The 25,571-nt window shown below is 68.4% G+C and carries 29 protein-coding genes; 20 read left to right on the top strand and 9 right to left on the bottom strand.

Annotated features, from left to right (window positions below):
• Positions 1–47: 47 nt before the first annotated feature.
• The 8 genes from panD to D0Z60_RS03830 all read left to right on the top strand — a co-directional run bounded on the left by panD (position 48) and on the right by D0Z60_RS03830 (position 4,973).
• On the top strand, positions 48–461 hold the full coding sequence (gene panD, locus D0Z60_RS03865) for an aspartate 1-decarboxylase (RefSeq protein ID WP_240325531.1): 414 nt from the start codon (positions 48–50) through the stop codon (positions 459–461).
• Between the two features lie 53 nt (positions 462–514).
• Complete coding sequence (locus D0Z60_RS11830; protein WP_205421033.1) at positions 515–931, top strand: hypothetical protein; 417 nt, start codon at positions 515–517, stop codon at positions 929–931.
• Between the two features lie 84 nt (positions 932–1,015).
• Complete coding sequence (rpmH, locus tag D0Z60_RS03855; protein WP_037504084.1) at positions 1,016–1,150, top strand: 50S ribosomal protein L34; 135 nt, start codon at positions 1,016–1,018, stop codon at positions 1,148–1,150.
• 253 nt (positions 1,151–1,403) lie between these two features.
• The gene (gene rnpA / locus D0Z60_RS03850) at positions 1,404–1,745 is read left to right on the top strand and encodes a ribonuclease P protein component (RefSeq protein WP_240325530.1); all 342 of its coding nucleotides are present in this window, start codon (positions 1,404–1,406) and stop codon (positions 1,743–1,745) included.
• Positions 1,739–1,951 carry a membrane protein insertion efficiency factor YidD gene (yidD, locus tag D0Z60_RS03845; RefSeq protein ID WP_118857030.1) on the top strand — a complete coding sequence of 71 codons (213 nt, stop codon included), beginning with the start codon at positions 1,739–1,741 and terminating at the stop codon, positions 1,949–1,951. The genes rnpA and yidD overlap by 7 nt, the downstream gene beginning before the upstream one ends.
• 21 nt (positions 1,952–1,972) lie before the next feature.
• Positions 1,973–3,682 carry a membrane protein insertase YidC gene (yidC, locus tag D0Z60_RS11880; RefSeq protein WP_118857029.1) on the top strand — a complete coding sequence of 570 codons (1,710 nt, stop codon included), beginning with the start codon at positions 1,973–1,975 and terminating at the stop codon, positions 3,680–3,682.
• Positions 3,679–4,314 carry a ribosome biogenesis GTP-binding protein YihA/YsxC gene (gene yihA / locus D0Z60_RS11875; protein ID WP_240325529.1) on the top strand — a complete coding sequence of 212 codons (636 nt, stop codon included), beginning with the start codon at positions 3,679–3,681 and terminating at the stop codon, positions 4,312–4,314. Before yidC ends, yihA begins: the two co-directional genes overlap by 4 nt.
• Positions 4,311–4,973, top strand: coding sequence for a glutathione S-transferase family protein (locus tag D0Z60_RS03830; RefSeq protein ID WP_118857028.1), 663 nt, complete (start codon positions 4,311–4,313; stop codon positions 4,971–4,973). Before yihA ends, D0Z60_RS03830 begins: the two co-directional genes overlap by 4 nt.
• Positions 4,974–5,051: 78 nt before the next feature.
• Here the strand turns inward: D0Z60_RS03830 and D0Z60_RS03825 are convergent, their stop codons facing one another.
• Positions 5,052–5,513: a cupin domain-containing protein gene (locus D0Z60_RS03825; RefSeq protein ID WP_118857027.1), complete on the bottom strand. Its 462-nt coding sequence runs from the start codon at positions 5,511–5,513 to the stop codon at positions 5,052–5,054.
• A gap of 26 nt (positions 5,514–5,539) precedes the next feature.
• Between D0Z60_RS03825 and dapE the strand changes: the two genes are divergently transcribed.
• Positions 5,540–6,661 (top strand): succinyl-diaminopimelate desuccinylase, encoded by a 1,122-nt coding sequence (gene dapE / locus D0Z60_RS03820; protein ID WP_118857026.1) that lies wholly within the window; start codon positions 5,540–5,542, stop codon positions 6,659–6,661.
• Here dapE and D0Z60_RS03815 read toward each other — a convergent pair.
• The 4 genes from D0Z60_RS03815 to D0Z60_RS03800 form a co-directional block, all read right to left on the bottom strand.
• Complete coding sequence (locus D0Z60_RS03815; protein WP_118857025.1) at positions 6,658–8,337, bottom strand: putative bifunctional diguanylate cyclase/phosphodiesterase; 1,680 nt, start codon at positions 8,335–8,337, stop codon at positions 6,658–6,660. The genes dapE and D0Z60_RS03815 overlap by 4 nt on opposite strands.
• 92 nt (positions 8,338–8,429) lie before the next feature.
• Positions 8,430–8,957: a Smr/MutS family protein gene (locus tag D0Z60_RS03810; protein ID WP_118857024.1), complete on the bottom strand. Its 528-nt coding sequence runs from the start codon at positions 8,955–8,957 to the stop codon at positions 8,430–8,432.
• Positions 8,938–10,131, bottom strand: coding sequence for a murein transglycosylase A (mltA, locus tag D0Z60_RS03805; RefSeq protein WP_240325528.1), 1,194 nt, complete (start codon positions 10,129–10,131; stop codon positions 8,938–8,940). Before mltA ends, D0Z60_RS03810 begins: the two co-directional genes overlap by 20 nt.
• Positions 10,128–10,775 carry a Tim44/TimA family putative adaptor protein gene (locus D0Z60_RS03800; protein WP_118857023.1) on the bottom strand — a complete coding sequence of 216 codons (648 nt, stop codon included), beginning with the start codon at positions 10,773–10,775 and terminating at the stop codon, positions 10,128–10,130. Before D0Z60_RS03800 ends, mltA begins: the two co-directional genes overlap by 4 nt.
• A gap of 197 nt (positions 10,776–10,972) precedes the next feature.
• Here D0Z60_RS03800 and secB point away from each other — a divergent pair, with 197 nt between their 5' ends.
• From secB to D0Z60_RS03775, 5 genes are all read left to right on the top strand, one after another.
• Entirely contained in the window at positions 10,973–11,500 is a 528-nt protein-coding gene (gene secB, locus D0Z60_RS03795; protein ID WP_118857022.1) for a protein-export chaperone SecB, read from the top strand.
• Positions 11,501–11,515: 15 nt separating this feature from the next.
• On the top strand, positions 11,516–13,096 hold the full coding sequence (murJ, locus tag D0Z60_RS03790; protein ID WP_118857021.1) for a murein biosynthesis integral membrane protein MurJ: 1,581 nt from the start codon (positions 11,516–11,518) through the stop codon (positions 13,094–13,096).
• Between the two features lie 2 nt (positions 13,097–13,098).
• Complete coding sequence (gene trpS / locus D0Z60_RS03785) at positions 13,099–14,091, top strand: tryptophan--tRNA ligase (protein WP_118857020.1); 993 nt, start codon at positions 13,099–13,101, stop codon at positions 14,089–14,091.
• Between the two features lie 83 nt (positions 14,092–14,174).
• Complete coding sequence (locus tag D0Z60_RS03780; protein ID WP_118857019.1) at positions 14,175–14,873, top strand: DUF4136 domain-containing protein; 699 nt, start codon at positions 14,175–14,177, stop codon at positions 14,871–14,873.
• A gap of 108 nt (positions 14,874–14,981) precedes the next feature.
• Complete coding sequence (locus D0Z60_RS03775) at positions 14,982–15,890, top strand: TraB/GumN family protein (RefSeq protein WP_162888063.1); 909 nt, start codon at positions 14,982–14,984, stop codon at positions 15,888–15,890.
• A 76-nt stretch (positions 15,891–15,966) separates the two neighbouring features.
• Here the strand turns inward: D0Z60_RS03775 and dnaA are convergent, their stop codons facing one another.
• From dnaA to mutM, 3 genes are all read right to left on the bottom strand, one after another.
• A complete protein-coding gene (dnaA, locus tag D0Z60_RS03770) occupies positions 15,967–17,376 on the bottom strand; it encodes a chromosomal replication initiator protein DnaA (protein WP_118857017.1) in 1,410 nt (469 codons plus the stop codon).
• 416 nt (positions 17,377–17,792) lie between these two features.
• The gene (gene rpsT / locus D0Z60_RS03765) at positions 17,793–18,056 is read right to left on the bottom strand and encodes a 30S ribosomal protein S20 (RefSeq protein ID WP_118857016.1); all 264 of its coding nucleotides are present in this window, start codon (positions 18,054–18,056) and stop codon (positions 17,793–17,795) included.
• A 113-nt stretch (positions 18,057–18,169) separates the two neighbouring features.
• A complete protein-coding gene (gene mutM / locus D0Z60_RS03760) occupies positions 18,170–18,988 on the bottom strand; it encodes a bifunctional DNA-formamidopyrimidine glycosylase/DNA-(apurinic or apyrimidinic site) lyase (RefSeq protein ID WP_118857015.1) in 819 nt (272 codons plus the stop codon).
• A 47-nt stretch (positions 18,989–19,035) separates the two neighbouring features.
• On the opposite strand from mutM, the gene D0Z60_RS03755 reads away from it, so the two are divergent.
• Positions 19,036–19,767 carry a class I SAM-dependent methyltransferase gene (locus tag D0Z60_RS03755; protein WP_118857014.1) on the top strand — a complete coding sequence of 244 codons (732 nt, stop codon included), beginning with the start codon at positions 19,036–19,038 and terminating at the stop codon, positions 19,765–19,767.
• Positions 19,764–21,305 carry a 2-polyprenylphenol 6-hydroxylase gene (ubiB, locus tag D0Z60_RS03750; RefSeq protein ID WP_118857013.1) on the top strand — a complete coding sequence of 514 codons (1,542 nt, stop codon included), beginning with the start codon at positions 19,764–19,766 and terminating at the stop codon, positions 21,303–21,305. The genes D0Z60_RS03755 and ubiB overlap by 4 nt, the downstream gene beginning before the upstream one ends.
• Positions 21,306–21,309: 4 nt before the next feature.
• On the opposite strand, the gene D0Z60_RS03745 is transcribed toward ubiB, so the two are convergent.
• Entirely contained in the window at positions 21,310–22,464 is a 1,155-nt protein-coding gene (locus D0Z60_RS03745) for a J domain-containing protein (RefSeq protein ID WP_118857012.1), read from the bottom strand.
• Positions 22,465–22,558: 94 nt separating this feature from the next.
• Here D0Z60_RS03745 and D0Z60_RS03740 point away from each other — a divergent pair, with 94 nt between their 5' ends.
• From D0Z60_RS03740 to D0Z60_RS03725, 4 genes are read left to right on the top strand one after another with little or no spacing between them, the layout of a single operon-like run.
• A complete protein-coding gene (locus tag D0Z60_RS03740) occupies positions 22,559–23,806 on the top strand; it encodes a bifunctional phosphopantothenoylcysteine decarboxylase/phosphopantothenate synthase (RefSeq protein ID WP_118857011.1) in 1,248 nt (415 codons plus the stop codon).
• Positions 23,803–24,243 (top strand): dUTP diphosphatase, encoded by a 441-nt coding sequence (dut, locus tag D0Z60_RS03735; RefSeq protein ID WP_118857010.1) that lies wholly within the window; start codon positions 23,803–23,805, stop codon positions 24,241–24,243. Before D0Z60_RS03740 ends, dut begins: the two co-directional genes overlap by 4 nt.
• Positions 24,240–24,992: a HesA/MoeB/ThiF family protein gene (locus D0Z60_RS03730; protein WP_118857009.1), complete on the top strand. Its 753-nt coding sequence runs from the start codon at positions 24,240–24,242 to the stop codon at positions 24,990–24,992. Before dut ends, D0Z60_RS03730 begins: the two co-directional genes overlap by 4 nt.
• Positions 24,989–25,570, top strand: coding sequence for a hypothetical protein (locus D0Z60_RS03725; RefSeq protein ID WP_118857008.1), 582 nt, complete (start codon positions 24,989–24,991; stop codon positions 25,568–25,570). Before D0Z60_RS03730 ends, D0Z60_RS03725 begins: the two co-directional genes overlap by 4 nt.
• Position 25,571: the final 1 nt, after the last annotated feature.

Genomic DNA, 25,571 nt, shown 5'->3' with positions numbered 1-25,571 from the left:
AGGGGCGCCGCCGCTACGGCGCTTAACAACAAGGTCACCTGCCCGTGATGCGCATGATGATGAAGTCCAAGGTCCACCGCGCGACCGTGACTCAGGCCGACCTCCACTATGTCGGCTCGATCTCGCTCGACCAGGACCTGATGGACGCCGCCGACCTCCTCGAGGGCGAGCAGGTGGCGATCGTCGACATCACCAACGGCGCCCGGCTCGAGACCTATGTCATTCCCGCCCCGCGCGGCAGCGGCATGGTCGGGATCAACGGCGCCGCGGCGCGCCTAGTCCACGAAGGCGATCTGGTGATCATCATCAGCTACGGCCTGATGGACGATGCCGCGGCCCGAGCGCTCCAGCCCAAGGTGGTTCACGTCGATGCCGCCAACCGCATCGTCGCGCTCGGCACCGACGCCGCCGAGCCGGTCCCCGGGGCGCCCCGCCAGAAGTGGGCCTCGGCCGGCCGCTAGGGCCCGCTCTAACCACTTGCCGTAGCGGCGCCGACCGCCCAAATGTCGTGGCCATGTTCACCCGGGCACAATGGCGCGCTTTCATCGACCATCCGGTGGTCGAATGGACGATGTTCGTCGTCGGCGTGCTGCTCATCCTCGTCTCGCCGGTGCTCGGCGCGATTCCCGGCCCGGGCGGCATCGTGGTGTTCGGGGTCGGCCTGGCGATGGTCCTCAAGACCAGCCGCTGGGCGCGCCGCCGCTACGTCAAGTTCAAGCGCTGGCAACCCAAGGCCGGGCGCTGGACCGACTGGGGCCTCAGGCGCAAGAGCGCCGCCCGCCGCGAGGCGCTGCGCAAGCAGCGCGAGGAGCTTGGCTGCAACACCCTCCCCGGAGTCCCCGCGGCCGGCGACGACGTCACCCCCGATCCGGCGATCCTGCCGACTCCCCCGGCCGATCCCAAGTCGCTGGCGGCCAAGGCCGGCGATTGACTTCTCCCGCCGCCGCGACTATCGGCCCCGACAACCGCAGCCGCCGTTTGGCGGCTCTTTTTTCTTATCGAATAGGCATGAGCGATGAAGCGCACTTTCCAGCCCAGCAACCTGGTCCGCAAGCGGCGTCACGGCTTCCGGTCGCGGATGGCGACGGTCGGCGGCCGCAAGGTGCTCAACGCCCGCCGCGCCCGCGGCCGCAAGAAGCTCAGCGCCTAGACCCTGCGTCACCGGGGCAGATACCCCGTGACGGAGTCGATTTTTCTTCAGGGCTAGGCGCGAGGAGGGAGCGATGGAATTCCATCGTGACCGACGAGCAACGACGCCATGGAGAAAAAGCGACCCGCCGCGAAGCGGTCGCCACAGGAGGTGCGCTGAGCGGCGTCGCGTCGCTTGCGCGGGCTACCAGCCCGCGCTTCGCGCCACTCCTAGTCAGCGCGCCTCCTGTGACGATCCCGGGATATCTGCCCCGGTGACGCAGGGTCTCGTCACCTTACGCAAGCGGGCCGATTTCCTCGCCGCCAACCGCGGCCGGCGAATCGCCATGCCCGGCTTCGTCCTCCAGTTGCGCCGCCGCGACGACGGCGATCCGGCGATTCGGGTCGGCTTCACCGTCACCAAGAAGATCGGCAATGCGGTCGTGCGCAACCGCATGAAGCGCCGCCTGCGCGCCCTCGCCCGCGAGCTTCTGCCGGTGCGCGGCCAGCCCGGCGCCGACCATGTCCTGATCGGCCGCTCGGGCGGAATCGAGCGCGACTTCGCTACTCTTCGCGACGAGCTCACCCGGGCGCTCGACAAGGCCGCCAAATGCTGAGCCGCGGCCTCATCCTCATCGCCCGCGGCTGGCAGCGGGGGCCGAGCCGGATCCTCCCGCCGTCGTGCCGCTTCCAGCCGAGCTGTTCGGCCTATGCGATCACCGCCTGGTCGCGCTATGGGGCGGCCAAAGGCAGCTGGCTCGCCCTCCGGCGGATTCTGCGCTGCAACCCGTGGGGCGGCCAGGGTTTCGACCCGGTCCCCTGATCCGAAGGACTTCAACGCCCCGTGACCGACAATAAGAACATGGTGCTCGCCATCGCGCTGAGCATTCTCATCCTGATGGGCTGGAGCTTCCTCGCCGAGCGCTGGTTCCCGACCGCCGCCCCGCAGTCGCAGCAGGTCGAGGACGGCAAGGTCAAGCCCGCCGCGAGCGCCGCCACCCCGACCCCTGCCGTGCTGCGCGACCGCGCCCAGGTGCTGGCCGAAAGCCCGCGCGTGCGGATCGACACGCCGCGCCTCGCCGGCTCGATCAACCTCAAGGGCGCGCGCTTCGACGATCTCCTCCTCAAGACCCAGCGCACGACCATCGCCGACAATTCCCCCCCGGTTCGATTGCTCTCCCCGGCCGGCGCGCCGGGCGGCTATTTCGCCGGCTACGGCTGGACCGGCGACAATGTCCGCGTGCCCGACGCCAACACGCTGTGGACCGCCAGCGCCCCGACCCTCGCCCCGGGCCGCCCGGTGACCCTCTCGTGGGACAATGGCTCGGGCCAGCGCTTCGAACTGATCGTCGCGATCGATTCCGATTACCTGTTCACCGTCCGCCAGCGCGTCGCCAACACCGGCGCCGGAGCGATCGGCCTTCGCACCTACGGCCTCATCAGCCGCGCGCAGAAGAGCGCCGACCCGTCGACCTGGACCAGCCACGTCGGCCCGATCTCGTTCCTCGGCGGCAAGGCCGACTATGGCGTCGACTGGGAAACCCTCGACGAGGACAAGAGCGGCGTGACCCGCGACAGCCGCGGCGGCTGGCTCGGTTTCACCGACAAATATTGGCTGACCGCGCTCGCCCCCGCCGCCGGCCGCTCGATCGAGGCCAGCCTGCGCAAGAGCTCGGCCGGCGCTTACCAGGCCGATTATGCCGCCAAGCCGTTCATCGTCGTTCCCGGCCAGGCGGTGTCGAGCGACAGCCGGTTGTTCGCCGGAGCCAAGGAAAAGGCCGTCCTCGATCGCTACGAGGAAGCCGGCATCCCTTACCTCTCCAAGGCGATCGACTGGGGCTGGTTCGAATGGTTCATGCGGCCGATCTTCGATCTGCTGATGTGGCTGTTCAAGCTGACCGGCAATTTCGGCGTCGCGATCATCTGCCTCACGCTGATCGTCCGGCTGCTGATGTACCCGGTCGCCGACAAGCAGTTCAAAAGCTTTGCCGGAATGCGCAAGATCCAGCCGAAGATGAAGGAGCTTCAGGAGCGCTACAAGGACGACCGCGCGCGCCAGCAGCAGGAGATCCTCAAGCTCTACCAGTCGGAAAAGGTCAATCCGATGGCCGGCTGCCTGCCGATCCTGCTCCAGATCCCGATCTTCTACGCGCTCTACAAGGTGCTGATGGTCAGCGTCGAAATGCGCCACCAGCCATTCGCCTTGTGGATCAAGGACCTTTCCGCGCCCGACCCGATGACTCCGGTCAATCTGTTCGGCCTGCTCAATTTCACCCCGTGGCCGATCATCGCCATCGGCGTCCTGCCGATCCTGCTCGGTGTCACCATGTGGCTCCAGTTCAAGCTGAACCCGGCGCAAATGGACCCGATCCAGCAAAAGGTGTTCGCGATCATGCCGTGGATCCTGATGTTCGTCATGGCGCCGTTCGCGGCGGGCCTTCAGCTCTACTGGGTGGTCAACAACATCCTCTCGATCGCCCAGCAGAAATACCTCTACAGCCGCTACGACCAGGAAGCCGGCCAGCCGCAAACGGTCACGGTCAAGGCGAAGTGAGCGAGGACGACCTCCCCGAGCGCGCGCGCAAGCTGTTCTCGGGCCCGATCGACTTTCTCAAGTCGGCCCCGAAGCTCGAGCATCTGCCGAGCCCGGACGTGCCCGAGATCGCCTTCGCCGGCCGCTCCAACGTCGGCAAATCCTCGCTGATCAACGCGCTCACCAACCGCGCCAAGCTGGCCCGCGCATCGAACACCCCGGGCCGCACGCAGGAGCTCAACTATTTCGATGTCGGCCGGCCGCCGATGATGCGGCTGGTCGACATGCCCGGCTACGGCTTTGCCGAGGCGCCCAGGGACATGGTCAAGAGCTGGCGGTTCCTGATCAACGATTTCCTGCGCGGCCGCGCCGTGCTCAAGCGCGCGCTGGTGCTGGTCGACAGCCGCCACGGTTTGAAGGACGTTGACCGCGACATCATGAAGATGCTCGACGACGCGGCGGTGAGCTACCACCTCGTCCTGACCAAGGCCGACAAGATCAAGCCGACCGCGCTCGAGGCGACCCTCGAAGCGATCCGCGCCGAGGCCGCCAAACACCCGGCCGCCCATCCCCTGCTGATCCCGACCTCGAGCGAGACCGGCGCCGGGATCCCCGAGCTGCGCACCGCGGTGCTGGAAGCAGCGCTGTCATGAAGCTGATCATCGGCAACCGCGCCTACTCCTCCTGGTCGATGCGCGGCTGGCTTGCGGTCAAGGCGCTCGGCGTAGAGTTCGAGGAGCTGGTCGTGCCGATGTTCGGCCAGGAGTGGGAGCAGCAGCGCGGCGGCAACGAGTTCGCGCCCGGCGGCGGCAAGGTGCCGTTGCTGTGGGACGGCGAGGTCGTGGTGTGGGACAGCCTGGCGATCGTCGAATTCTGCGCTGACCGCGGCGGCCGCGAACTCTATTGGCCGGAGGACGAGGCGGCGCGCGCCATGGCCCGCTCGATGGCCGCCGAGATGCACAGCTCGTTCGCCAATCTGCGCCGCGAGCTTCCGGTCAACGTCCGCCGCCGGGTCGACGGCCACGCCATCAGCGCCCCGGTCGCGGCGGAAATAGATCGAATCCTGCAGCTATGGGCCCAGGCCCGCGCCCGCTTCGGCTCGGGCGGCGAATATCTGTTCGGAACGTGGAGCGCGGCGGACATCATGTTCGCGCCGGTCGTCACCCGCTTCGCCACCTACCGAGTGCCCCTGCCCCCCTTCGCCATCGCCTATTGCGACGCCGTCCTCCACCACCCCCACGTCGTCGAATGGATCGAACTCGCCCAGGACGAACCCTGGGTCATCGAGCAGTACGAGCCGGAGAAAGCTTGACCCGCTCTCCGCTCATCCTCAGGAGAGACTGAGTAGCCCGAAGGGCGTATCGAAGGCTCGTCTCGAAGGACGCGTGCATCACGACCCCCGCTTCGGATACTCGCTCCCATCCCTCCGGACGAAGCGCCCGTCCTCGGTCCACGCCATGTCGATATCGCTATAGCCGCCGCTGCCCTGCGGCCCGGCGCTGATCGCGACGAAGCTGCACGGCGCGTCCGAGCGGTTGATCAGGTGGTGGCCGTTGGTCGAGCCCTTGGGCCACGCTAGCACGTCGCCGGCCCCGACTTCGCGTTCGCCGTCGTCCTCGACCAGCACCGCGCGCCCGCTCAACATCACCACCAGCTCGTCCTCGCTGTCGTGCCAGTGGCGCTGGCTCGACCAGGCGCCGGGCTCGAGCGTGACGTGGCTCGCGCCCATTTCGGTAAGTCCGCCCAGCGGCGCGATCCGCTTCCACCAGCGGCCCTTCACCTCGCGATGGAACGGCTCGGGGTAGCCGGTCGCGTTGGACGGCTCAACGGCGTCAAGTTCGACTTTCGGCATGGCGGCCTCCTTGCTAGGCCGCGAGGATGATCGATCCGGTCGAACTCGCCAAGCGCCTCATCGCCTGCCCCAGCGTCACGCCTGCCAGCGGCGCGGTGTTCGACGTACTCGAGGCCGCGCTCGCCCCGCTCGGCTTCACCATCCATCGCTTCATTCTCGGCGAGGCGCCCGACGGCCCGACCGAGAATATGGTCGCGATCCGTGGGGAGGGCGCGCCGCACTTCGCCTTCGCCGGCCACCTCGACGTCGTGCCCCCCGGCGACGGCTGGAATTCCGATCCGTTCGACCCGGTGGTGGCGGATGGGGTCCTCACAGGGCGCGGCGCGGTCGACATGAAGTCGGCCATCGCCTGCTTCGTCGCCGCCCTCGCCGAGCGCCTCCCCGAGCACGGCACGGTCTCGCTGCTGATCACGGGTGACGAGGAGGGCTACGCCACCTTCGGCACGCCGCGGATCATCGACTGGCTCACCGAACGGTCGATCCGCCCGGACATGATCCTGATCGGCGAGCCGACCTCGGTCGACCGGCTCGGCGACACGGTCAAGGTCGGCCGGCGCGGCTCGGTCAATCTGTGGCTCGAGGTGCCCGGCCACCAGGGCCACGTCGCCTACCCGCACCTCGCCGACAATCCTATTCCGACACTCGCCCGCATCATCACCGCGCTCGATCAAATCCAACTCGACGAGGGGACCGACGCCTTCCCGCCGTCGAATTTGGAAACCACTGCACTGTCCACTTCGACCTCGGCGAGCAACGTCATCCCGGGCAGCGCCACCGCCCAGCTCAACATCCGCTTCAACAACCTCCACCGCGGCGAGGACCTCGTGCGACTGGTCGAAGACACCGCCCGCGCCATCGCCCCCGAGTCCAAGGTCCGGGCGCGCATCTCGGGCGAGGCGTTCCTCACCCCGGCGGGACCGCTCTACGATGTGGTGGTCGACGCCATCCGCGCCGAAACCGGCCTGACGCCCGAGCTGTCGACCGGCGGCGGCACGTCGGACGGCCGCTTCCTGATCGCGCTCGCGCCGGTAGTCGATTTCGGGCTGCCCAACGCCAGCATGCACAAGGTCGGCGAGCATGCCCGGCTCGACGACATCCGCGCCCTAGCCCGGATTTACCGCGCCGTGCTCGACCGGGTATTCGCCTAGGCGGCGGAGCGCGCCTCGCGGTCGTTGTGCGCCGACCAATGCGCGAACTCGTCCTCGCTCATCGGCCCCGCGAACACATAGCCCTGGACGCTGTCGCAACCCATCGCGCGCAGCAGGTCGGCCTGCGCCGCATTCTCGACCGACTCGGCGACGATCGCGCAGCCGACGCCCTTGATCAGGTGGACCAGCGCCTGGACCACGATCCGCGCCTGCTCGCTGGTCTCGATGTCGGCGATCAGCGTTTGGTCGAGCTTGACCCGGTCGACCGGCATGGTCCGGAGCCGCGCGATGTTCGAGAAGCCGGTGCCGAAATCATCGAGCGCGATCGAAGCGCCTTCCGAGCGGAGCGCGGCGATCTCGGCCAGCTCGGCCTCGCTGCACTCCATCACCGCGCCCTCGCTGAACTCCAGCTCGATCATCGACAGCGGCACATCGTGCTCGGCAAAGATGTGGCGCAGGCGAGTGAAGAAATCGACCCGGTCGATCTGCCGCGGACTGACGTTGATCGACAGCCGCCTGTTGACGCCCTGGCGCATCCAGCCGGCGAGGATCGAGGCACAATGGGTCAGCACCCAATCGCCGATCTCCGCCATCGCTCCGCTTTGCTCGGCGATTGGGATGAATGTTCCGGGCAGGCGCACACCATCAATCGGATGCTGCCAACGAAGCAGCGCCTCGACTCCCGACACCTCGCCGGTAACGAGGCTCATCTGCGGCTGCAGCGCGAGTCGCAGCTGGCCCCGCGCGACGATGTCGGTTAGCGCCTGCTCGACGTCCTTGCGACGCTGGTGCTCGGCAGCGAGGTCGGCGGTGAAGAGGCAATACTGCCCGCCGCCACGCGCCTTGGCCTGATACATCGCGAGATCGGCCGCGCGCATCAGCTGTTCGACCGTATCGCCGTGGGCCGGGGCAAGCGCCACGCCGACCGACGCCCCGATGTCGATGTTATGACCGTTGAGCTCGAACGGATCGGAAATCGCGAGCGCGATCCGCCGCGCGACCATCTCGATGTCGGCGACGCTCTCAAGCTCGGGGAAGAACAAGGTGAACTCGTCGCCTGCAAGCCGTGCGAGCAGCGGCCGGGCCATGTTGCGCTCGCCCATCTCGGCGGTAACGACTACCCTCAACCGGTTGGCAACCATCACGAGCAACTGGTCGCCGCGGGCATGGCCGAGGCAATCGTTGACCGCCTTGAAACGGTCCAAATCGATGAACATCATCGCCGCCAGTCCGGCGTCGGGCGCGCCGAGCAGCTTGTCGGCTTCGGAGCGGAAATGCAGTCGGTTCGGGAGGGACGTAACCGGGTCGTACATGCCTAGCGCATGCGCATTCTCGATTGACGCCCGCACTTCCTCGAACAGCGTATCGACGGCGGCAGCAAGCTTGGGGTTCGAGCGGCGCAAGGCGTCGGGCGGAGGCGAAGTCAGATCGCCGTCCTCGACCGCCAGCAAGCGCTGCGCCAGGCTGGCCATCGCCTTCGCGCTCGACGCGTCCGGCCGCTCGGAAGCGGCATAGCAGATCATCAGGCAGAAGAGGCCGGCGACGATCGACGCCAGGATCTGACCGTCGAGTTCCTTGATGTGGATGAACACCGCCAGCGAGAAGACGAACGAGGCGAGGCCCGCCATCCCGGACAGGATGACGTTGCTGACCTGGAGAGCCCGACCGTCGTTCATGCTTGAGATGTCGCCCCTTGGCCGCCCCCTTGGGCCGCGCCTTGGGCTGGAGGGTTAAACGGCTTGGGTTAAAAGCGCCTGCAGCGGCATGGTTAACGCCGCAATATGAGATAGAGGCTGCCGCCTCCGCCGTGACGGCGATGAGCGCCCTTGACCGCGGCGATCCGCGATGCGTGGCGCGAGGCCGCCAGCCAGTCGTGAACCGCGGCTCGGATCCTGCCACGTTGGACAGGCGGCTCGCCGGGCCGGGCATGGCCGGTGATCAACAGCACGACCCGCTCTCCACTTGCGATGGCGCGCTCCAGCCCGTCGTCGATCGCCCGCCATGCGCGGTCGAGATTGTGGCCGTGAAGATCGAGGATCCGGTCCGGTTCGACCGTCCCCGATCGCAGGCGGCGCTCCCAATGGCCGTCGAGCCCGCCCTCGGACAGCTGTCGCGGCCTGGGCGGAGGTACCGGCGCTGGCCGCGTTGGCGGGACGCGCCCTCTCGGCTTGGCCGGAGCTTGCGGCACTTCGGCAATCGGAGCTGCCGTCTCAACCGGCACCTCGCGCGAGAGCGGGCGGATGGTCGCCGCCACCCTAGCCCACAATTGCGCTTGGTCAGCGTCGAGCCGCCGCACCGCTCGCCGCCAGCCGTGCAGCAGCGCCCTTGGGCAACAGGATCAGCGCCCGGCCCTCGCTCGACAGTCCGCCGGCGGTGATTTCGGCGGCGTCGCCCGCGCCCCAGAAAGTGTCGAAACGGTTAGCGCCCTTGATCGCGCCGCCGGTATCCTGTGCCACCCACAGCCCGTCCGCGACGTCATGCGCCATGTCGAGCCAGGCCGGGCCGCCGAGCGGCACGAACAAAGGATCGGTGGCGACGGTCGTGCGCGGCGTTACTGGAAGTCCCATCGCGCCAAGCGGGCCCGGGCCGGTCAGTTCGCGGAAGAAGATGTAGCTCGGGTTCTCGCGCATCAGCGCCCGGCCGCCGTCCGGCTGGGCACGCATCCATGCCACAATCTCCTTCATCCCCGCCTTGCCCGGCTGGAGGATGCCGCGGTCGCGCAGCACGCGCCCGATGGCGATGTAACTGTGGCCGTTCTGGTCGGCATAGCCGATGCGAATTACTCCGCCGTCCGGCAGCAACAGCCGCCCGGACCCCTGGATCTGGAGAAAGAACAGGTCGATCGGGTCCGCCGCCCAGGCAATCGGGGTCTCGGCAGCGAGCGCTCCGTCCTCGATCTCGGCGCGGCTGAAATGCGCGACGCATTGCCCGGCCGGATCGATCCGGCCGCGCCCGGTCGTGCCATCGGCGCGCGTGCATCGCACCAGGCTCGCCGGCTTGGCATAGACCGGCACCTCAAAGCCCGGCGCACGAACCCGCGAGCCGCGGATCTGCGGCTCGTAATAGCCGGTCGCAAACGCCTTGCCGTCGGCCACCCGCACCCAGTCGAAGCGGTCGCGGAAGAAGGCCGTCGCCGTGCCCGGAGCGACCATCGCCGCCTCCGCGCAAAGCGCATCCCAATCGCCGCGGATGGTCAGGCCGGAACGGTCCTCGCGACGGGTCAGCTCGGGGCAGGACAGCCGAAATGCCGCCAGAGCACGCTCGGCAGCGGCCGAATCGATCGCCTGCGGCGCGGCGAGCGTTACGCCCGCTTCGGCTGCGGTGCGATAGGTTGGCGTGGGCGCCGGGGTCGGAGTCGGTTGCGGAGCGGGCTGTGGCTGCGGGACGGGCGGCGGCGGCGCCGGCGGGCGGCTGACGCAGGCCGACAGGATCAGCGCCGCGGCGAGGGCGACGCGAAGGCGCGGACTCACTCTTCCTCGTCGGTTTCGATGAGCAGCCAGTTCGGATCGGCCGAGCGCAACTCGCGGCGGAAGGTCCAGCGGTCGCGCGACTGGACCGCGTCGCTCATCGATCCGGCGACGACTTCGCCCTCCGCATTGCGGGTCACCGCGGCGATATCGGCCTCGAACCGCACAGTCAGCTCGGCGATGCCCTTGTCGACCTCGGCCTCGACGATCACCGGCGGTTCGAGTGCCACCAACCGGTTGTCGAGCTTGAGCCCGTCGGCCTCGCGCTGCGCGACCGCGGCGGTGAACGCGCCGAGCACATTGTCGTCAACGTAGGGGCGCACCGACTCCATGTCGCCGCGCCAGAACGCCTCCAGGATCTGCCGATAGGCTGCGCCCGCGCCCTCCAGGAAGCGGGCCACGTCGAACGCGGGATCGGCGGCGAGCAGCGCCCGGATCCCGGGGCCGGCGAGCGGCACATAGGCCAGCTCGGCGCCGTCGGTCACCGGTGAGCCCTGCGCCTGGGCGTGCGGCACGGGTGCGCGCGAATCCGGCTCGGCCGGCTTGGGGATCGGCTGCTGCTCATGCCCGGTGCGCTCGCCAAGCACGGCATAGAGGCGAAGGCCGATGAACAGCGCGACAAGCGCGAAGAGGACAATGGCGGTCAATGGTCGCTTCCAGTCTGGGGTCGGCCCAACATAGGCTAGTCAACGCACGGATTCAAAGGGCGCTCCCACACCCTGCTCAAGGCCGATGCGCCATTGCGTGGGAATCCCGCGGCTGCTAGGCGCGCCACTGCCCAATTCCTAGTCTTCGCTGCCGGCCCCGCCGAGCATCCCGACCCTAGCCAAGGACCTGATTTTACATGGCTGACGACATTTCGACCGAGCCCACCGCCAACGGCGCCGACACCGAGCCGCATGCCGCCGCGCTGCTCCAATATATCAAGGATTTGTCGGTCGAGAGCCCGAACAGCCCGCAATGCTTCCAGTGGCAGACCCAGCCGCAGGTCGATGTCCAGTTCACGATCAACGCCGACAAGATCGCCGACGAAGTCCACGAGGTCGCGCTCAAGATCAATGTCGCGGCGCGCTCCGAGCCCGGCGCCCATTTCGTCGTCGAGCTGAGCTACGCCGGCCTGTTCGGGATCCGCAACTTCCCCGACGAAGCGATGGCCCCGTTCCTGCTGGTCGAGGCGCCGCGCATGCTGTTCCCGTTCGCTCGCCAAATCATCGCCGACGCGGTTCAGAACGGCGGCTTCCCGCCGCTGCTGCTCGAGCCGATCGATTTCGGCTCGGCCTTCATGCAGCAGATCGAGGCGGCGCAGGCTGGCGAGGGCCAGCTTCCGGGCGAGCAGGCCCCGGCCGGCGAGACCACGCCGACCCAGCAGTAACGCGGCCCTTCAACCGTGAACCTGCTCAAGGCCGGAGGAACGATCGGCGGACTGACCCTGGTCAGCCGCATCCTCGGCTTCGTGCGCGAGATGATTTTTGCCCGCGTGATGGGCGCGTCGGCCGCGGCCGAGGTGTTCATCTGGGCCTTCCAATTGCCCAACCTGCTGCGCCGGCTGCTCGGCGAGGGCGCGTTCAGCCAAGGCTTCGTGCCGCTCTTTGCCCGGCGCATCGGCAAAGATGGCGATCTCACCGACGCCAAGCGCTTCGCCGAGGAAGTGCAGGCGGTGTTCCTGCCGGCGCTGATCGTCATCACGGCGCTCTTCGTCATCGCCATGCCCGCCGTGGTGATCGCCGTCGCAAGCGAGCGCTGGACCGGCGATCCGGAGAAGTTCGGCTTCACCGTCTTCCTGACGCGAGTCACCTTCCCCTACCTGATCTTCATCGCGATGGTCTCGCTGTTCAGCGGGATCCTCAATTCGCTGTCGCGCTTCACCGCCGCCGCCTTCGCCCCGACCCTGCTTAACCTTGCGCTGGTCGGCGCGCTGCTGCTGGTTCCCGAGGGCGGGGCCGCGACCGCCGTCGCAATGTCGTGGGCAGTACTCGTCGGCGGCGTCCTGCAGCTTGGCTTGTGCGTCATCGCCGCACGCCGCGCCGGGCTCACCCTGCGCCTGCTCCCGCCGCGCATGACCCCGCGGGTCAAGGAACTGCTGATCCTGATCCTGCCCGCCACCATCGGCGCCGGCGGCTATTACATCAGCCAGTTGTTCTACGCCTATTTCGCGACCCGTCTGCCGGAAGGCAGTTTCGTCTACCTGAGCCAGGCCGACCGCCTCAACCAGCTCCCGTTGGCGCTGGTCGGCTCGGCCATCGGCACCGCCATCCTCCCCGCGATCAGCCGCCACATCGGCCTCAATGAGGACCGCGAGGCCTCGCTTCTCCAAGGCCGCGCGACCGAGCTAGCGATGCTGCTCACGATCCCGGCGACAATTGCGCTGATGGTCGCTGCCGGGCCGATCATGACCGTGCTGTTCGAGGGCGGCAAGTTCACCGCCGCCGACGCCGCCACCTCGGCGCTGGTCCTGTCGGTGCTCGTCGCCGGCCTGCCCGCCTACGTCATGATCAAGGTGCTCGCGCCGGGCTTCTACGCGCGCAAGGACATGAAGACCCCGGTGATCATAACCCTCGTCACGCTGGCGCTCGGGGTGATCGCCAACTTCCTGCTGATCGAACGCCACGGCATCGTCGTGCTGCCGCTGACCACCGCCGCCGCGGCGTGGCTCAACGCCATCGCGCTCTACGTCTTGCTCGCCCGGCGCGGCCAGTTCCGGATCGAAGGCTGGCTCGCCTCGCGTCTGGTCCGCCAGCTGATCGCCGCGGCGGCGATGGGCGCCACCATCTGGCTGGTCGGCGGCCTGCTCGACGACTATTTCGCCGGCTCGGTCGGTAAGCGCCTGATCGGCACCGTCGCCCTGATCGGTGCCGGCAGCCTGGTCTATTTCGCGCTGGCCTGGATGACCGGCGGGATGGACAAGGAAGACGTGCTCGTGCTGCTGCGCAAGAAGAAGGTCGAGGCCCAGCCCGGAACGCCGGCATGACGATGCGCGTCGTCTCCGGGATTCAGCCTACCGGCGGGCTCCACCTCGGCAATTTGCTTGGCGCGATCCTGCGCTGGGTGCGGATGCAGGACGACGGCGAATGCCTGTTCTTCCTGGCCGATCTCCACGCGCTGACGGTCGAAGTCGATCCCGAGCAGCTGCGCGCCAACGTCCGCGAGATGGCCGCCGCGCTGATCGCCAGCGGGGTCGACCCGGCACGCGCCATCCTGTTCCGCCAGAGCGCGGTGCGCGAGCATGCCGAGCTCGCCTGGGTGCTTCAGGGCACCGCGCGCATGGGTTGGCTCGAGCGCATGACCCAGTTCAAGGAGAAGAGCGGCAAGAACAAGGAGCGCTCGAGCGTCGGCCTGTTCACCTATCCGGTGCTCCAGGCGGCCGACGTCCTGCTCTATCACGCCACCCACGTGCCGGTCGGCGAGGACCAGAAGCAGCATCTCGAGCTGGCCCGCGACATCGCGCTCAAGTTCAACAATGATTTCGACACCGAGCTGTTCACCTTGCCCGAGCCGTTCGTCGGCGGCGGAACCGCTGCACGGGTGATGAGCCTGCGCGATGGTTCGGCCAAGATGTCCAAGTCCGACCCGTCGGAGATGAGCCGGATTCAGCTGACCGACAGCGACGAGACGATCGCCCAGAAAATCCGCAAGGCGCGGACCGACCCCGCACCGCTTCCCGCCGACCCGTCCGAGCTCGCCGGCCGGGCCGAGGCGCGCAACCTGGTCGGCATCATGGCCGCCATTCAGGACCGCCCGGTCGAGGCGGTGCTCGCCGAATTCGCCGGCCAGGGTTTTGGCGCATTCAAGCCGGCGCTGGCCGACGCGCTTATCGCGCTAATCGCACCGCTGCGCGCCCGGCTCGAGCAATTGCGCTCCGACCCGGCCGAGATCGATCGCATCCTCGAAGTCGGCGCCGAGCGCGCCCGGGCACTCGCAGCACCGACTCTCGACTCCGCCTACCGCGCCGTCGGCCTCCGCTAAGTCACTGTAATCGCTCTTCATCCACGGTTCAGCGCGTTCCGTGGTAAAAGGAAACCGGTGAGTTTTCCGTGAGGGTGGTAATCATGCGTATCAACACATTTGCGGCCGCCGCGCTGCTCGGCGCGAGCGCGCTTGGTCTCGGCGGCTGCGCGACCGGCTTCCCGGCCCAGGTTTCGCGCTATCAGGCGATGCCGGCGCCGCAGGGCCAGACCTTCTTCGTCGTGCCGACCGATCCGGCCCAGCAGGGCAGTCTCGAGTTCCAGCGCTTTGGCGCGCTCGTCGCGCAGGCGATGCAGGCGCAGGGCTATCAGCCCGCTTCCACCCCCACCGCAGCGACGATGATCGTGCGCATGGACTATGGCGTCGACGACGGCGAAACGGTCCTGGTGCGCGATCCGTTCTCGCGCTCGATGTACGCCGACCCGTTCTACAACGGCCGGTACGATCCGTTTTATCGCGGCTATTACGGCCGGCCCTATTATTCGCGCTACGGCGGCTATTACGGCGGCCGTTCACCCTATTATTATGGCTGGAACGATCCCTATTGGTATTCGCCTTATGGCGGGGTCAACACCTACACCCGTTACCAGAGCTTCCTGACGCTCGACATCCGCCGCGCCGGCGACAACCAGCAACTGTTCGGCGGCCGCGCCGAGGCCCGCTCGACCAGCGGCAATCTCGGGATTCTCGTGCCAAATCTCGTCGGCGCGATGTTCACCGGCTTCCCCGGCCGAAGCGGCGAGACGATCCGCATCACGGTCCCGCCGGCCCAGCGCCGCTAGGATCGCCAAGACATCGAAATGCCCGTCCGGACCTCCTCCGGGCGGGCATTTTCTCGGGTTCGTCGAAAACGCCGCGGGCCGATGTGCGCGCTGGGCTAGCAGGTGGCGATGATCCTGCTTGCCGCCGCGCTCGCCGCGCAAACCCCCCTGCCTGCAACCGCCCCGCTGGCCGAGGAAATCGTCGTCACCGCGCGCCGCACCGGCATCCCGGTATGGCGAGTCCGCCGCGACGGCTCGACCCTGGTGCTGATCGGAACGATCGAGCGCATCACCCGCGACACGCATTGGAACCGGTCCGCGCTCGAGGCGACCATTGCACGCTCCCAGCGCGTCATGTTCCCCCAGACCGTCGGCCTTGCCGCCTCTCCGTTCCAGCTGATCGGTTGGCTGGCCAAATGGAAACGCATGGCTAAGCTGCCCAAGGGTCGCACGCTATCGGCGATGATCGGCGCCGAGCAAAGCGCTAGCCTCGCGCGGCTGGCGGCACAGGGTCTCGCGCCAAAGGACTGGGACCGCATGCATCCGCTCCACCTCGCCTTCAAGATCTCGGATTTGGTGGAGAAGCGGACCGGCATGGCGCCGAGCGCCGCAGCCGCGGTCAATCAGGCGATCAAGCGCCACAAGGTCGCTCGGGTGCCGATTGCCAGGATGCGCGCGAGCCCCGTTGTGCGCGATCTGTTCGCGACCGGGCCGGCCGAGCATCTGCCGTGCCTAACGGCGACGATCACCATGGCCGAGGCCGGACCGGCCGAACTTCGCCGACGCTCGCGCGCTTGGTCAGAACGGCGAGTCACTGCCGCCGTCCGCAGCCCGGTCGAGGCGATCTACGAGCGCTGCTGGCCGGCGCAGGCGGGGTCAGGCTTCGACCCGAACCTCATGGCGACGACTTCCCGGGCGCTCGCGGACAATGGCGCGACGGTGGCGATCATCGATCTTAACAGCTTGGCTCGGCGCGGCGGCCTGCTCGACCAGCTCAAGGCGGCGGGGCTGACGCCCGAAGGACCCGACTGGCGCTAGCTTGGTCCTCCCCCGCGTCCGGCGGGATCGGGCGCGGGGGAGGTCGGCGCCCGAGAGCGCCATGGCGTCGCGAAGCCTACCCCTCCAATTGGCGGGTCAGCAGGCGGATGTCGGCGTCCAGCTCGGCGTCGGCGGCGCGCAGCCGCTCGATCTGCTTGACCGCGTGAATCACCGTCGTGTGGTCGCGACCGCCAAAGCGGCGGCCGATGTCGGGCAGCGACTTGGGTGTCAGCTGCTTCGACAGGTACATCGCCACCTGGCGCGGTCGGGCGACCTCGCGGGCGCGCCGCGCGCTGGTCATCTCGGCCTTGCGGATTCGGTAATGCTCGGCGACCTGGGTCTGGATCTCGTCGATCGAGATGCGCCGCTGGTTGGCGCGCAGCACGTTGGCCAGCACCTCCTCGACGAACGGCAGGTCGATCGTCCGCCCAGTCATCAGTGCATAGGCCGCGATGCGGTTGAGCGCCCCTTCCAGCTCGCGGATCGAATTGGTCAGCCGGCGGGCCAGGAACTCGACTACGTTGCGCGGCATCTCGACGCCCGGCAGCACCGCCAGCTTGGCCTCGAGAATATTGAGCCGAAGCTCGTAGTCGGCCGGGTTGATGTCGGCGACCAGCCCCCACGACAGGCGCGAGAGGATCCGCGGCGCGATGCCGTCGAGGTCCTGCGGCGCCCGGTCGGAGGTGATCACCAGCCGCCGTCCGGCGGTGATGATCTCGTTCATCGTGTGGAAGAATTCCTCCTGCGTGGAATCCTTGCCGGCGATGAACTGGACGTCGTCGATTAGCAGCAAATCGGCCGAGCGCAGCCGGCTCTTGAAGCCGATCGTGTCGTTCTCCTTCAGTGCGCGGACGAACTCGACCATGAACTTTTCGGCCGACATCGACACCACCCGGGCGCCGGGCCGGCGGGCGAGGAAATCCTGGCCAATGGCGTGCAGCAGATGGGTCTTGCCGCGCCCGGTGCCGCCGTGGATGAACAGCGGATTGAAGCTCACGCTTTCGGCATTGGCGAGCGTCTTGGCGGCGGTCGCCGCGACCTCATTGGCTTTGCCGACGACGAACGTCTCGAACCGATAGCGCGAATCGAAATTGGGCTGGTCCGGGTGACGCGCGACGCTTTCCGGAGGAGCCTCGGGGATGTCCTCGAGGATCAGCAGCGGCGATGGCCGCGGCGCGTCGGAGGCGGCGACGACGCTGACGCTGCGCACGATCGGCAAGGCGGCGCGCCATGCCAGAGACAGCCGCTCGCCGAAATGATTGCGCACCCAATCGGCCATGAACTGGCTCGGCATGGCGATCTGGAGCTCGCCCGAATCAGGATCGAACGCGCCGAGCTCGGCAGGCTTCAGCCAGCCGTCGAACGTGCGCACCCCGCAGTCGCGGCGAAGTCCGGCGCGGATCGAATCCCAGGCTGCGGCAAGCGGCGTTTCGCGATCGGCGATGAGGTCCGGCCCGGCAAGCGACAAGGATTCCGCAATGCTCACTCTCGACACTCCCCTGCCCGCTCCCCACGGCCTTCCCAGGGGCCGCGCACGCACACAAAACTCTCCCGGCACGCGACCACCGAGTCGCGCGCTATGCCTTCATCCCACGTCTTCCGTTCGCGGTGTTCCCCCAGCAGAATCACTGCGGAAGCCGGCATTTCTGGAAGCATGGGGCGGGGGGTTCAAGCGGCTTTTTTTCATCAAAGTGAAATATTCCGGCTTGACAGCCAAAACAGGCGGCAACGCGTTAAATCGGCAGTAATCCGCCGATTCCTCTCTCAACAAAAATCAGCCCGCTTCGCGAATCGCGGGAATTGCTCGCTTTTTGGGAGGGCGAATCGAACGGGCCCCGCGGATCGCTCCACGGGGCCCGTTTCAATGCGGGACCAGATTAACCGGCCCTCGCTCCAATCGGCCTAGCCGAGCGCTGCTACTCGCTTGGTCAGGCGCGAATATTTGCGCGACGCAGTATTCTTGTGGACCACCCCGCGAGCGACTCCGCGCGCCAGCTCCGGCTGCGCCTTCTTGAGCGCTTCGGCGGCAACAGTCTTGTCGCCGGCCTCAAGCGCCGCTTCGACCGCCTTGATGTAGGTGCGGATGCGGCTGACGCGAGCGCCGTTGATGGTCGCCCGCTTGGCGTTGCGGCGGATTCGCTTCTTGGCTTGCGGCGTGTTCGCCATGGATGTCTCGTCCCAAATCTGTCGGTCAAAAGAAGAGCGGCGCGAACTCCCGAGGGGCCGCGCCGGCGTGGCGTTCCCCTATAAGAAGCCCCTTGCGTCGTCAACCTTGGGCGCTAGCGCTGGCAGCGCGGGCAATAGAAGGTGGAGCGGCCGCCCTGGACGATCCGCCGGACCACCCCGCCGCAGCCGCCGCGGCACGGCTCGCCCTCGCGGCCATAGACGTCGAACGTCTTGGAGAAATAGCCCAGCTCGCCGTCCGGCGCGGCAAAGTCGCGCAGGCTCGACCCGCCCGCCCGGATGGCGTCCTCGAGTACTGCCGGGATGGCGCCTGCCAACGCGTCGAGCTTGGGCCGTCCGACCCTGCCGGCCGCCTTGCGCGGGTCGATCCGCGCCCGGAACAGCGCTTCGCAAACATAGATGTTGCCCAGCCCGGCGACGATCCGCTGGTCGAGCAGCATGAGCTTGATGGCCGCGCTTCGCCCCTCGAGCCGCTTCCTCAACCACAGCCCGTCGATCGTCCCGCCGAGCGGTTCCGGCCCCAGCCCGGCGAATCCCGGCCACTCGGCCAGTTCGCCGGTCGGCACCAGGTCGAGCGAGCCGAAGCGGCGCGCGTCGTTCAGCGCCAGCACCCGGCCCTCGTCGGTCTCGATAAGCAGATGATCGTGCTTGCCGATCTCGTCGGGATCGATTCGCCACCGCCCCGACATACCAAGGTGGAACACCAAAGTGTCGCCGCGATCGGTGCCGATGAGCCCATATTTGGCCCGCCGCCCAAGCGCGGTCACCCGCGCCCCGGTCAGCCGCTGCCCGAGATCCTGCGGGATCGCCCGGCGTAAATCGGCGCGGCGCGGCTCGACCCGTTCGAGCCGGCGGCCCTGGAGCACCTTTTCCAGCCCGCGTACGGTGGTCTCGACTTCGGGCAGTTCCGGCATTGGGGGCATATGGCGCGCGCCGCCGCGGCCCGCTAGAGCCACGCCCCATGAGCGAGACGGTCAATTTCGGCGACGAGCGGGTCACGCCCGAGGAAAAGACCCGGCGCGTCGGCGCGGTCTTCTCCTCGGTCGCGCGCAAATATGACCTGATGAACGATTTGATGAGCGGCGGCCTTCACCGCGGCTGGAAGGACCGCTTCGTCGAGCGCGTGAAGCCGCGCTCGGGCGAGACCATGCTCGACATGGCCGGGGGCACCGGCGACATCGCCTTTCGCCTCGCCCGCCGCGGCGCGCTGGTCACCGTCGCCGACATCAATCCCGACATGCTCGCCGTCGGCATGGAGCGCGCCGAGCAGCGCGCCATCGACGGGCTCAGCTGGTCGACCCAGAACGCCGAGGCGCTGACCTTTCCCGACAAGAGCTTCGACGCCTATACCATGGCCTTCGGCATCAGGAACGTGACCGACATCCCCGCCGCGCTCCGCGAAGCCCATCGCGTGTTGAAGCGTGGCGGCCGCCTGTTTGTACTCGAATTCTCGACCAGCGAATGGCCGGGCTTCGCCACCGCCTACGAACGGCTGAGCGCGCAGGTCATCCCCCGTCTCGGCAAGGCGGTGACAGGCGACGAGGACAGCTATCGCTACCTGGTCGAATCGATCCGCCGCTTTCCGCGCCCCGAAGCGTTCCGGACAATGATCGGCGAGGCCGGCTTCGCGCAGGCCAAGGTCGAACCAATCCTCGGCGGCGCGGTCGCGATCTGGAGCGGCTGGAAACTGTGACCACCGCTGCGACGCACCTTTACCGCCTGCTCAAGTGGGGGCGGACGCTGGCCCGCCACGGCGCCCTCCAGGGGATCGAGGCCGATCCCCTCACCCCGCCGAACGTGCGCCGGCTGTGCCGCGTCGCGCGCTTCGGTACGCGCCCGCCGGCCGAGGTCGACTATGCCGCCGCGCTTCAGGAGATCGGCCCCGCCGCGATCAAGCTGGGCCAGGCGCTCGCCACGCGTCCCGACCTTGTCGGCCCGGTCGCCGCGGCCAACCTCCTCCAGCTTCAGGACGACCTCCCGCCCGAGCCCTTCGCCCGGATCAAGCCGGCGATCGAGGCCGAGCTCGGCGGCCCGGTCGAGCAATATTTTACCTCGATCGATCCCGAGCCGGTCGGCGCCGCGTCGATCGCCCAGGTCCACCGCGCCGTGACCACCGAGGGCCGCGAGGTCGCGATCAAGGTCCTCCGCCCCGGGGTCGAGGAGGAGTTCGCCCGGGCGGTCGAAACCTACGAATGGGCCGCCGCCCATGTCGAACTGCTCGGCGGCGAGGCCGAACGGCTCCGCCCGCGCCTCGTCGTCGCCTATTTCAAACAATGGGTGCGGCGTGAGCTCGACCTTACCCGCGAGGCTGCCTCGGCGTCCGAACTCAAGCAGAATATGATCGCCGAACCGGGCTTCTACGTGCCCGAGATCGACTGGCGCCGAACCGCTCGGCGGGTGCTGACCCTCGAATGGCTCGACGGGATCAAGCTCTCGCGCCGCGACGAATTGATCGCCGCCGGCCACGATCCGCGCGCCATCGCCGCGATCCTCATTCGCGCCTTCCTGCGCCAGGCGGTGATCGACGGCTTTTTCCACGCCGATCTCCACCAGGGCAATCTGTTCGTGCTCCCCGATGGCCGCCTCGCCGCGATCGATTTCGGGATCATGGGACGGATCAACCGCCAGGCGCGGATGTGGCTCGCCGAAATTCTCTACGGCCTCATCACCGGCAACTACCGGCGGGTCGCCGAAATCCACTTCGAGGCGCAGTACGTGCCGGGTCACCACGACGTCGCCGAATTTGCCACCGCCCTGCGCGCGGTCGGCGAGCCGATCCGCGGCCTCCCGGTCAAGGACATCTCGATCGGCCGGATGCTCGACAATCTGTTCGCCATCACCCGCGATTTCGACATGCAGACCCAGCCCCATCTCCTGCTGTTGCAGAAAACGATGGTGATGGAAGAAGGGGTCGCGACCTATCTCGATCCCGACATCAACATGTGGGAAGCGGCCGAGCCGTTCCTCAAGGAATGGATCCGCGGCGAGCTCGGCCCCGAAGCCTATTACGCCGATCGGATCGTTGCCGCGGTGCGGGCATTCAAGAAGATCCCCCATCTGGTCGACAAGATCGACGCCCAATATCCCGAGCCAGGTGCCGCCCCGCCGCCGCCGCCGCTTGCCAACATCGCCGTCATCCAGCCGCGCCGCGGCCTCGGCTACGCGCTCACCGCGCTGCTCGCTGCAGGGGCCGGCGCGGCCGCGACCGTCGCAATCATCCGCCTGTTCTAGGCGCTCACTGGCCGATCATGATCTTGCTGATTTCGACGTTGCGCTTGAGATAGGCCTCGCGGCGGCACTGGTCGCTACCGCACGCCGCCAGCCGCGACGCAAACGCGGTGTGCGAGCGCATCAGCCGGCCGCGTTTCTCCCCGGCAGCGTTGCGCAGCGACTGCTCGTAAAAGCCCATCGTGTGGCGATCGACCCCGCCAAGCCCTTCCCCGCTGCGCGCCGTACGTGCCAGGGCAGGTGCGAGAGTCTGCGCCGGCGGGGGCCGCCGCTCGACGCTGCGCTGGGGCGGCGGGGAAACCTTGGGTGCCGGACGCTGAACCGGCGCGGTGGCCGTGCGGACGTTCGGCGGCGGCGCTAGCACCGGAGCCGGCGGCGGCGTCTCTGCTGCTGCGACGTCCTGCTCGAGCATCGGGTTGACCACCGCCGGCAGCGCCGCCTGGTGGCGGATCGCGCCGAGCGCCGCGATCAGCCGGGCATCGGGGTCGACCTCCACTCCGCTTTGCGGAGCGGTGCGCGACACCGAGAACTGCAACTCGCTGAGGATCGTGCCGTCCCCGCTTGCGGTGCGGAAGGCAGCGGGGAGCGTGATCCTGAGCGGGGCGATGCACGCCACCTCGCCCGGCGCGGCGAGGTCGCGCGCATCGGTCGCCGGGCCGAGGTCGAACCTCGCCGCGGTGAGCGCGCCCGCCGCCGCGCGGTCGAGCGCGCCGCTCTGGTCAAGCCGGACGATCAGCGCCTCGCGCACCCGCTCGGGATCGGACAAAGCCGCGCAGCGCGCAGGGGTCGAGGCCATCGGCAGCGGCACGTCGCCGCGCTGCGCCGGGCTCAATTGCGGCCACCACCACGCCAATGCGATCGCCCCGCCGAGCGCGGTCAGGCTGACCAGCACGCCGCTGAGGCCGATCCGGCGCGGCGGCGCGGCGAGCACGGTGGAACGGTCCCACGGTTGGAGCCGGGCGCGCTCCTCGTCATAGTCGGCGCGGCGCTTGGGGTCGCTCAGCACCGCATAGGCCTCGTTGATCGCCTGCGCCTCGCGCAGCATCTCGGGCGAGGAATTGCGGTCCGGGTGGACGCGCTTCATCAGCGCGACATAGACCGCCCGGATGATCGCCTCGTCGGCCGTCGCCGCCACGCCGAGGGTGCGATAATGATCGATCACGTCAACACAACTCCCGGCCCACGCATCAACACGGCGAGGGCGCGCGCGTCAACGATGCTCGACTTGGCGGGCGCGATTGGGCAGAGGTTGGCCGATGGCCCGCATCTTGCTGATCGTCGGCGGTGGAATCGCCGCCTACAAGGCCGCGGAGCTGATCCGGCTCGCGCGCAAGGCGGGCCATTCGGTGACTCCGGTCCTTACCGCCGGAGGCGCGCATTTCGTCACTCCGATGAGCCTCGCGGCGCTCGCCGAAAGCCCGGTCTACACCTCGCTGTGGGATTTGAAGGACGAGGCCGAAATGGGCCACATCCAGCTCAGCCGCGCCGCCGACCTGCTGCTCGTCTGCCCCGCCACCGCTGACCTCATCGCGCGCATGGGGGCGGGCATCGCCGACGACCTTGCGACCACCATTCTCCTCGCCACCGACAAGCCGGTGGTGGTCGCTCCAGCGATGAACGTGCGCATGTGGCTCCACCCAGCCACCCAGGCCAATGTCGCAACGCTTCGCGCGCGCGGAGTCACGGTCCTCGACCCCGACGAAGGCGACATGGCGTGCGGCGAATACGGCCCCGGCCGCCTGCCCGAGCCCGCCGACATCCTGGCGCGGATCGCCCAGCTCCTCCCCGGAACAGGGAGCGGGAGCGCTGCCGAAGGCGGTGGTGGAGCGGTTCCCGGCGACAAGCCTGCTGCCATAGCAGTCACCTCCCCGCTCGCCGGAACCCACATCCTCGTCACCGCTGGCCCGACCCACGAGCCGATCGACGCCGTACGAGTCATCGCCAACCGCTCAAGCGGGCGGCAGGGTTTCGCCATCGCCGCCGCCGCCGCCCGCGCCGGGGCCCGGGTCACGCTCATCGCCGGGCCGGTCGCCGTCCCCACACCCGGCGGAGTCGCGCGGATCGACGTCGAGACCGCGCAGCAGATGGCCGAGGCGGTCGCCGACGCGCTTCCCGCCGACGCAGCGATCCTCGTCGCCGCGGTCGCAGACTGGCGGGTCGCTAACGCCGCCCGCTCCAAGCTCAAGAAGGACGTCGGCCCGCCGAACCTGGAATTCGCGCCCAACCCCGACATCCTGCGCACGCTCGCCCAGAGCCCCGACCGCCCGCGCCTGCTGGTCGGTTTCGCCGCCGAGACCGACGACGTGATCGCCAACGCCGCCGCCAAGCGCACCGCCAAGGGCGCCGACTGGATCGTTGCCAACGATGTCTCGGGCGACGTCATGGGCGGCGCGCGCAATCGCGTGCACCTCGTCACCGCGGCCGGGGTCGAGGACTGGCCGGACCAATCGAAAGACGACGTCGCGCGCCGCCTGGTCGCGCGCATCGCCGAGGAGATCCAGTGACCATCGCCATCGAGATTGCCCGCCTGCCGCACGGCGCCGGCCTGCCTTTGCCCTCCTACGCCACACCCGGAGCGGCCGGGCTCGACGTCGTCGCCGCCGAGGATGTCGACCTCGCGCCCGGCCAGCGCCACGCCGTCGCAACCGGCTTTCGCCTTGCCATTCCCGACGGCTACGAGATCCAGGTCCGCCCGCGCTCCGGTCTCGCCTTCAAGCACGGCATTTCGGTGCCCAATACGCCGGGCACGATCGACAGCGACTATCGCGGCGAATTGAAGATCCTGCTGATCAACCACGGCGCCGAGCCGTTCGCCATCCGCCGCGGCGAGCGCATCGCCCAACTCGTCCCCGCCGCCGTCACCCGCGCCGACTTCGCCGAGGTCGACGTACTCGCCGACACCGACCGCGGTCATGGAGGCTTCGGATCGACCGGGCGGTGAGCAGCTTCACCGACGACGAGCTCGACCGCTACGCGCGCCAGCTCGTGCTCCCGCAGTTCGGCGGGCTCGGCCAGCAGCGGCTGAAGTCGGCTCGTGTCGCGGTGGTCGGCGCCGGCGGGATCGGCTCGGCGGTCATCCCCGCCCTTGCCGGAGCGGGCGTCGGCGCGCTGACCATCATCGATGGCGACCGCGTCGAGCTCGCCAACCTCCACCGCCAACCGCTATACCGGAGCGCCGAGATCGGCATGGCCAAGGCGCGCCCCGCAAGCGACTGGGTGCTCGCCCGCAATCCCCACGTTGCGGTCAATGCGGTCGCCGAGCGGATCGATCCGGCCAACGCCGCCGGTCTGCTCGCCGAACACGACCTCGTCATCGACGGCACCGACAATTTCGCCACCCGGCTGCTGGTCAGCGACACTGCGGTGGCGCTCGGCCTGCCCTTGCTCAGCGCGGCCGCGCAGCAATTTCAGGGCCAGGTCGCGATCTTCACCGGCCGCCCGTGCTATCGCTGCTTCGTCGGCGACGCCTTTGACGCCGACGATTGCGACAATTGCGCCGAGCTTGGCGTGCTCGGCGCCACCGTCGGCTCGGTCGGCGCCTACGCCGCCCTCATCGCCATCCGCGCCCTCGCCGGAATGGCCGACGACCGCGGCACGCTCCACCTGTTCGACGCCGCCGCACTCGAGTGGCGGCGGATCAGGCTGCTTGCCGATCCCGCCTGCAAAAGCTGCTCGAGCGAAGCAGCATGAACGCCTTCGAATATGCCATGGCGCTCATCTCGATCGTCGTCGGCCTCGCGATGGCCGATCTCGCGATCAGCTTCCAGAAGCTGGTCCGCCACCGCGAGACGATCGCGTGGGACCTGCGCGCGCCGCTCGCCGCGGCATTCGGCTTCCTCGTCCTGTTCACCATGTGGTTCGAGATCTGGTCGGTCCACGCCCGTCCCGACATTCTCGCCTTCCCGCTGCTGCTCAGCCTGGTCGTGGAGTTCGTCCTGCTGTTCCTCGCAGCGACGATGATCCTCCCCGACGATCCCGCCCCCGACCTCGATCTCGGCGTTTATTACGAGGCAAACGCCCGCGCGATCTGGGCGCTGTTCCTGTTGTTCCAGGCCAGCTTCTTCGCGCACTGGGTCTATTTCGTCGCGATGCGGCCCGACGTCACAATGGCCACTCTGGCAGTCCCGCTCCTCAAGGTCATGGCTGCTCCAGCCGCCGCGCTGCTCCTGATGCTCACCCCACGCCGCAAGCTGCTTCACCTGGTGGTGATCACCCTCCTCATCCTCCATTTCCTCGCGCAGTTCTGGGACGATCGGATCGTCCTCTAGC

Source organism: Sphingomonas mesophila, from assembly GCF_003499275.1.
GTDB lineage: Bacteria > Pseudomonadota > Alphaproteobacteria > Sphingomonadales > Sphingomonadaceae > Sphingomicrobium > Sphingomicrobium mesophilum.
This window is presented reverse-complemented; position numbering and strand designations above follow the sequence as displayed.

Bases quoted from the DNA above. Each gene is read 5' to 3' on its own strand.
- D0Z60_RS03830 (WP_118857028.1), top strand. From the start codon at position 4,311: ATGAAGCTGATCATCGGCAACCGCGCCTACTCCTCCTGGTCGATGCGC.
- mutM (WP_118857015.1), bottom strand. From the start codon at position 18,988: ATGCCGGAACTGCCCGAAGTCGAGACCACCGTACGCGGGCTGGAAAAG.
- D0Z60_RS03775 (WP_162888063.1), top strand. From the start codon at position 14,982: ATGATCCTGCTTGCCGCCGCGCTCGCCGCGCAAACCCCCCTGCCTGCA.
- trpS (WP_118857020.1), top strand. From the start codon at position 13,099: ATGCGCGTCGTCTCCGGGATTCAGCCTACCGGCGGGCTCCACCTCGGC.
- D0Z60_RS03725 (WP_118857008.1), top strand. From the start codon at position 24,989: ATGAACGCCTTCGAATATGCCATGGCGCTCATCTCGATCGTCGTCGGC.
- D0Z60_RS11830 (WP_205421033.1), top strand. From the start codon at position 515: ATGTTCACCCGGGCACAATGGCGCGCTTTCATCGACCATCCGGTGGTC.
- dapE (WP_118857026.1), top strand. From the start codon at position 5,540: ATGATCGATCCGGTCGAACTCGCCAAGCGCCTCATCGCCTGCCCCAGC.
- D0Z60_RS03780 (WP_118857019.1), top strand. From the start codon at position 14,175: ATGCGTATCAACACATTTGCGGCCGCCGCGCTGCTCGGCGCGAGCGCG.
- D0Z60_RS03740 (WP_118857011.1), top strand. From the start codon at position 22,559: ATGGCCCGCATCTTGCTGATCGTCGGCGGTGGAATCGCCGCCTACAAG.
- rpmH (WP_037504084.1), top strand. From the start codon at position 1,016: ATGAAGCGCACTTTCCAGCCCAGCAACCTGGTCCGCAAGCGGCGTCAC.
- rpsT (WP_118857016.1), bottom strand. From the start codon at position 18,056: ATGGCGAACACGCCGCAAGCCAAGAAGCGAATCCGCCGCAACGCCAAG.
- panD (WP_240325531.1), top strand. From the start codon at position 48: ATGCGCATGATGATGAAGTCCAAGGTCCACCGCGCGACCGTGACTCAG.
- secB (WP_118857022.1), top strand. From the start codon at position 10,973: ATGGCTGACGACATTTCGACCGAGCCCACCGCCAACGGCGCCGACACC.
- yidD (WP_118857030.1), top strand. From the start codon at position 1,739: ATGCTGAGCCGCGGCCTCATCCTCATCGCCCGCGGCTGGCAGCGGGGG.
- D0Z60_RS03825 (WP_118857027.1), bottom strand. From the start codon at position 5,513: ATGCCGAAAGTCGAACTTGACGCCGTTGAGCCGTCCAACGCGACCGGC.
- D0Z60_RS03815 (WP_118857025.1), bottom strand. From the start codon at position 8,337: ATGAACGACGGTCGGGCTCTCCAGGTCAGCAACGTCATCCTGTCCGGG.
- D0Z60_RS03755 (WP_118857014.1), top strand. From the start codon at position 19,036: ATGAGCGAGACGGTCAATTTCGGCGACGAGCGGGTCACGCCCGAGGAA.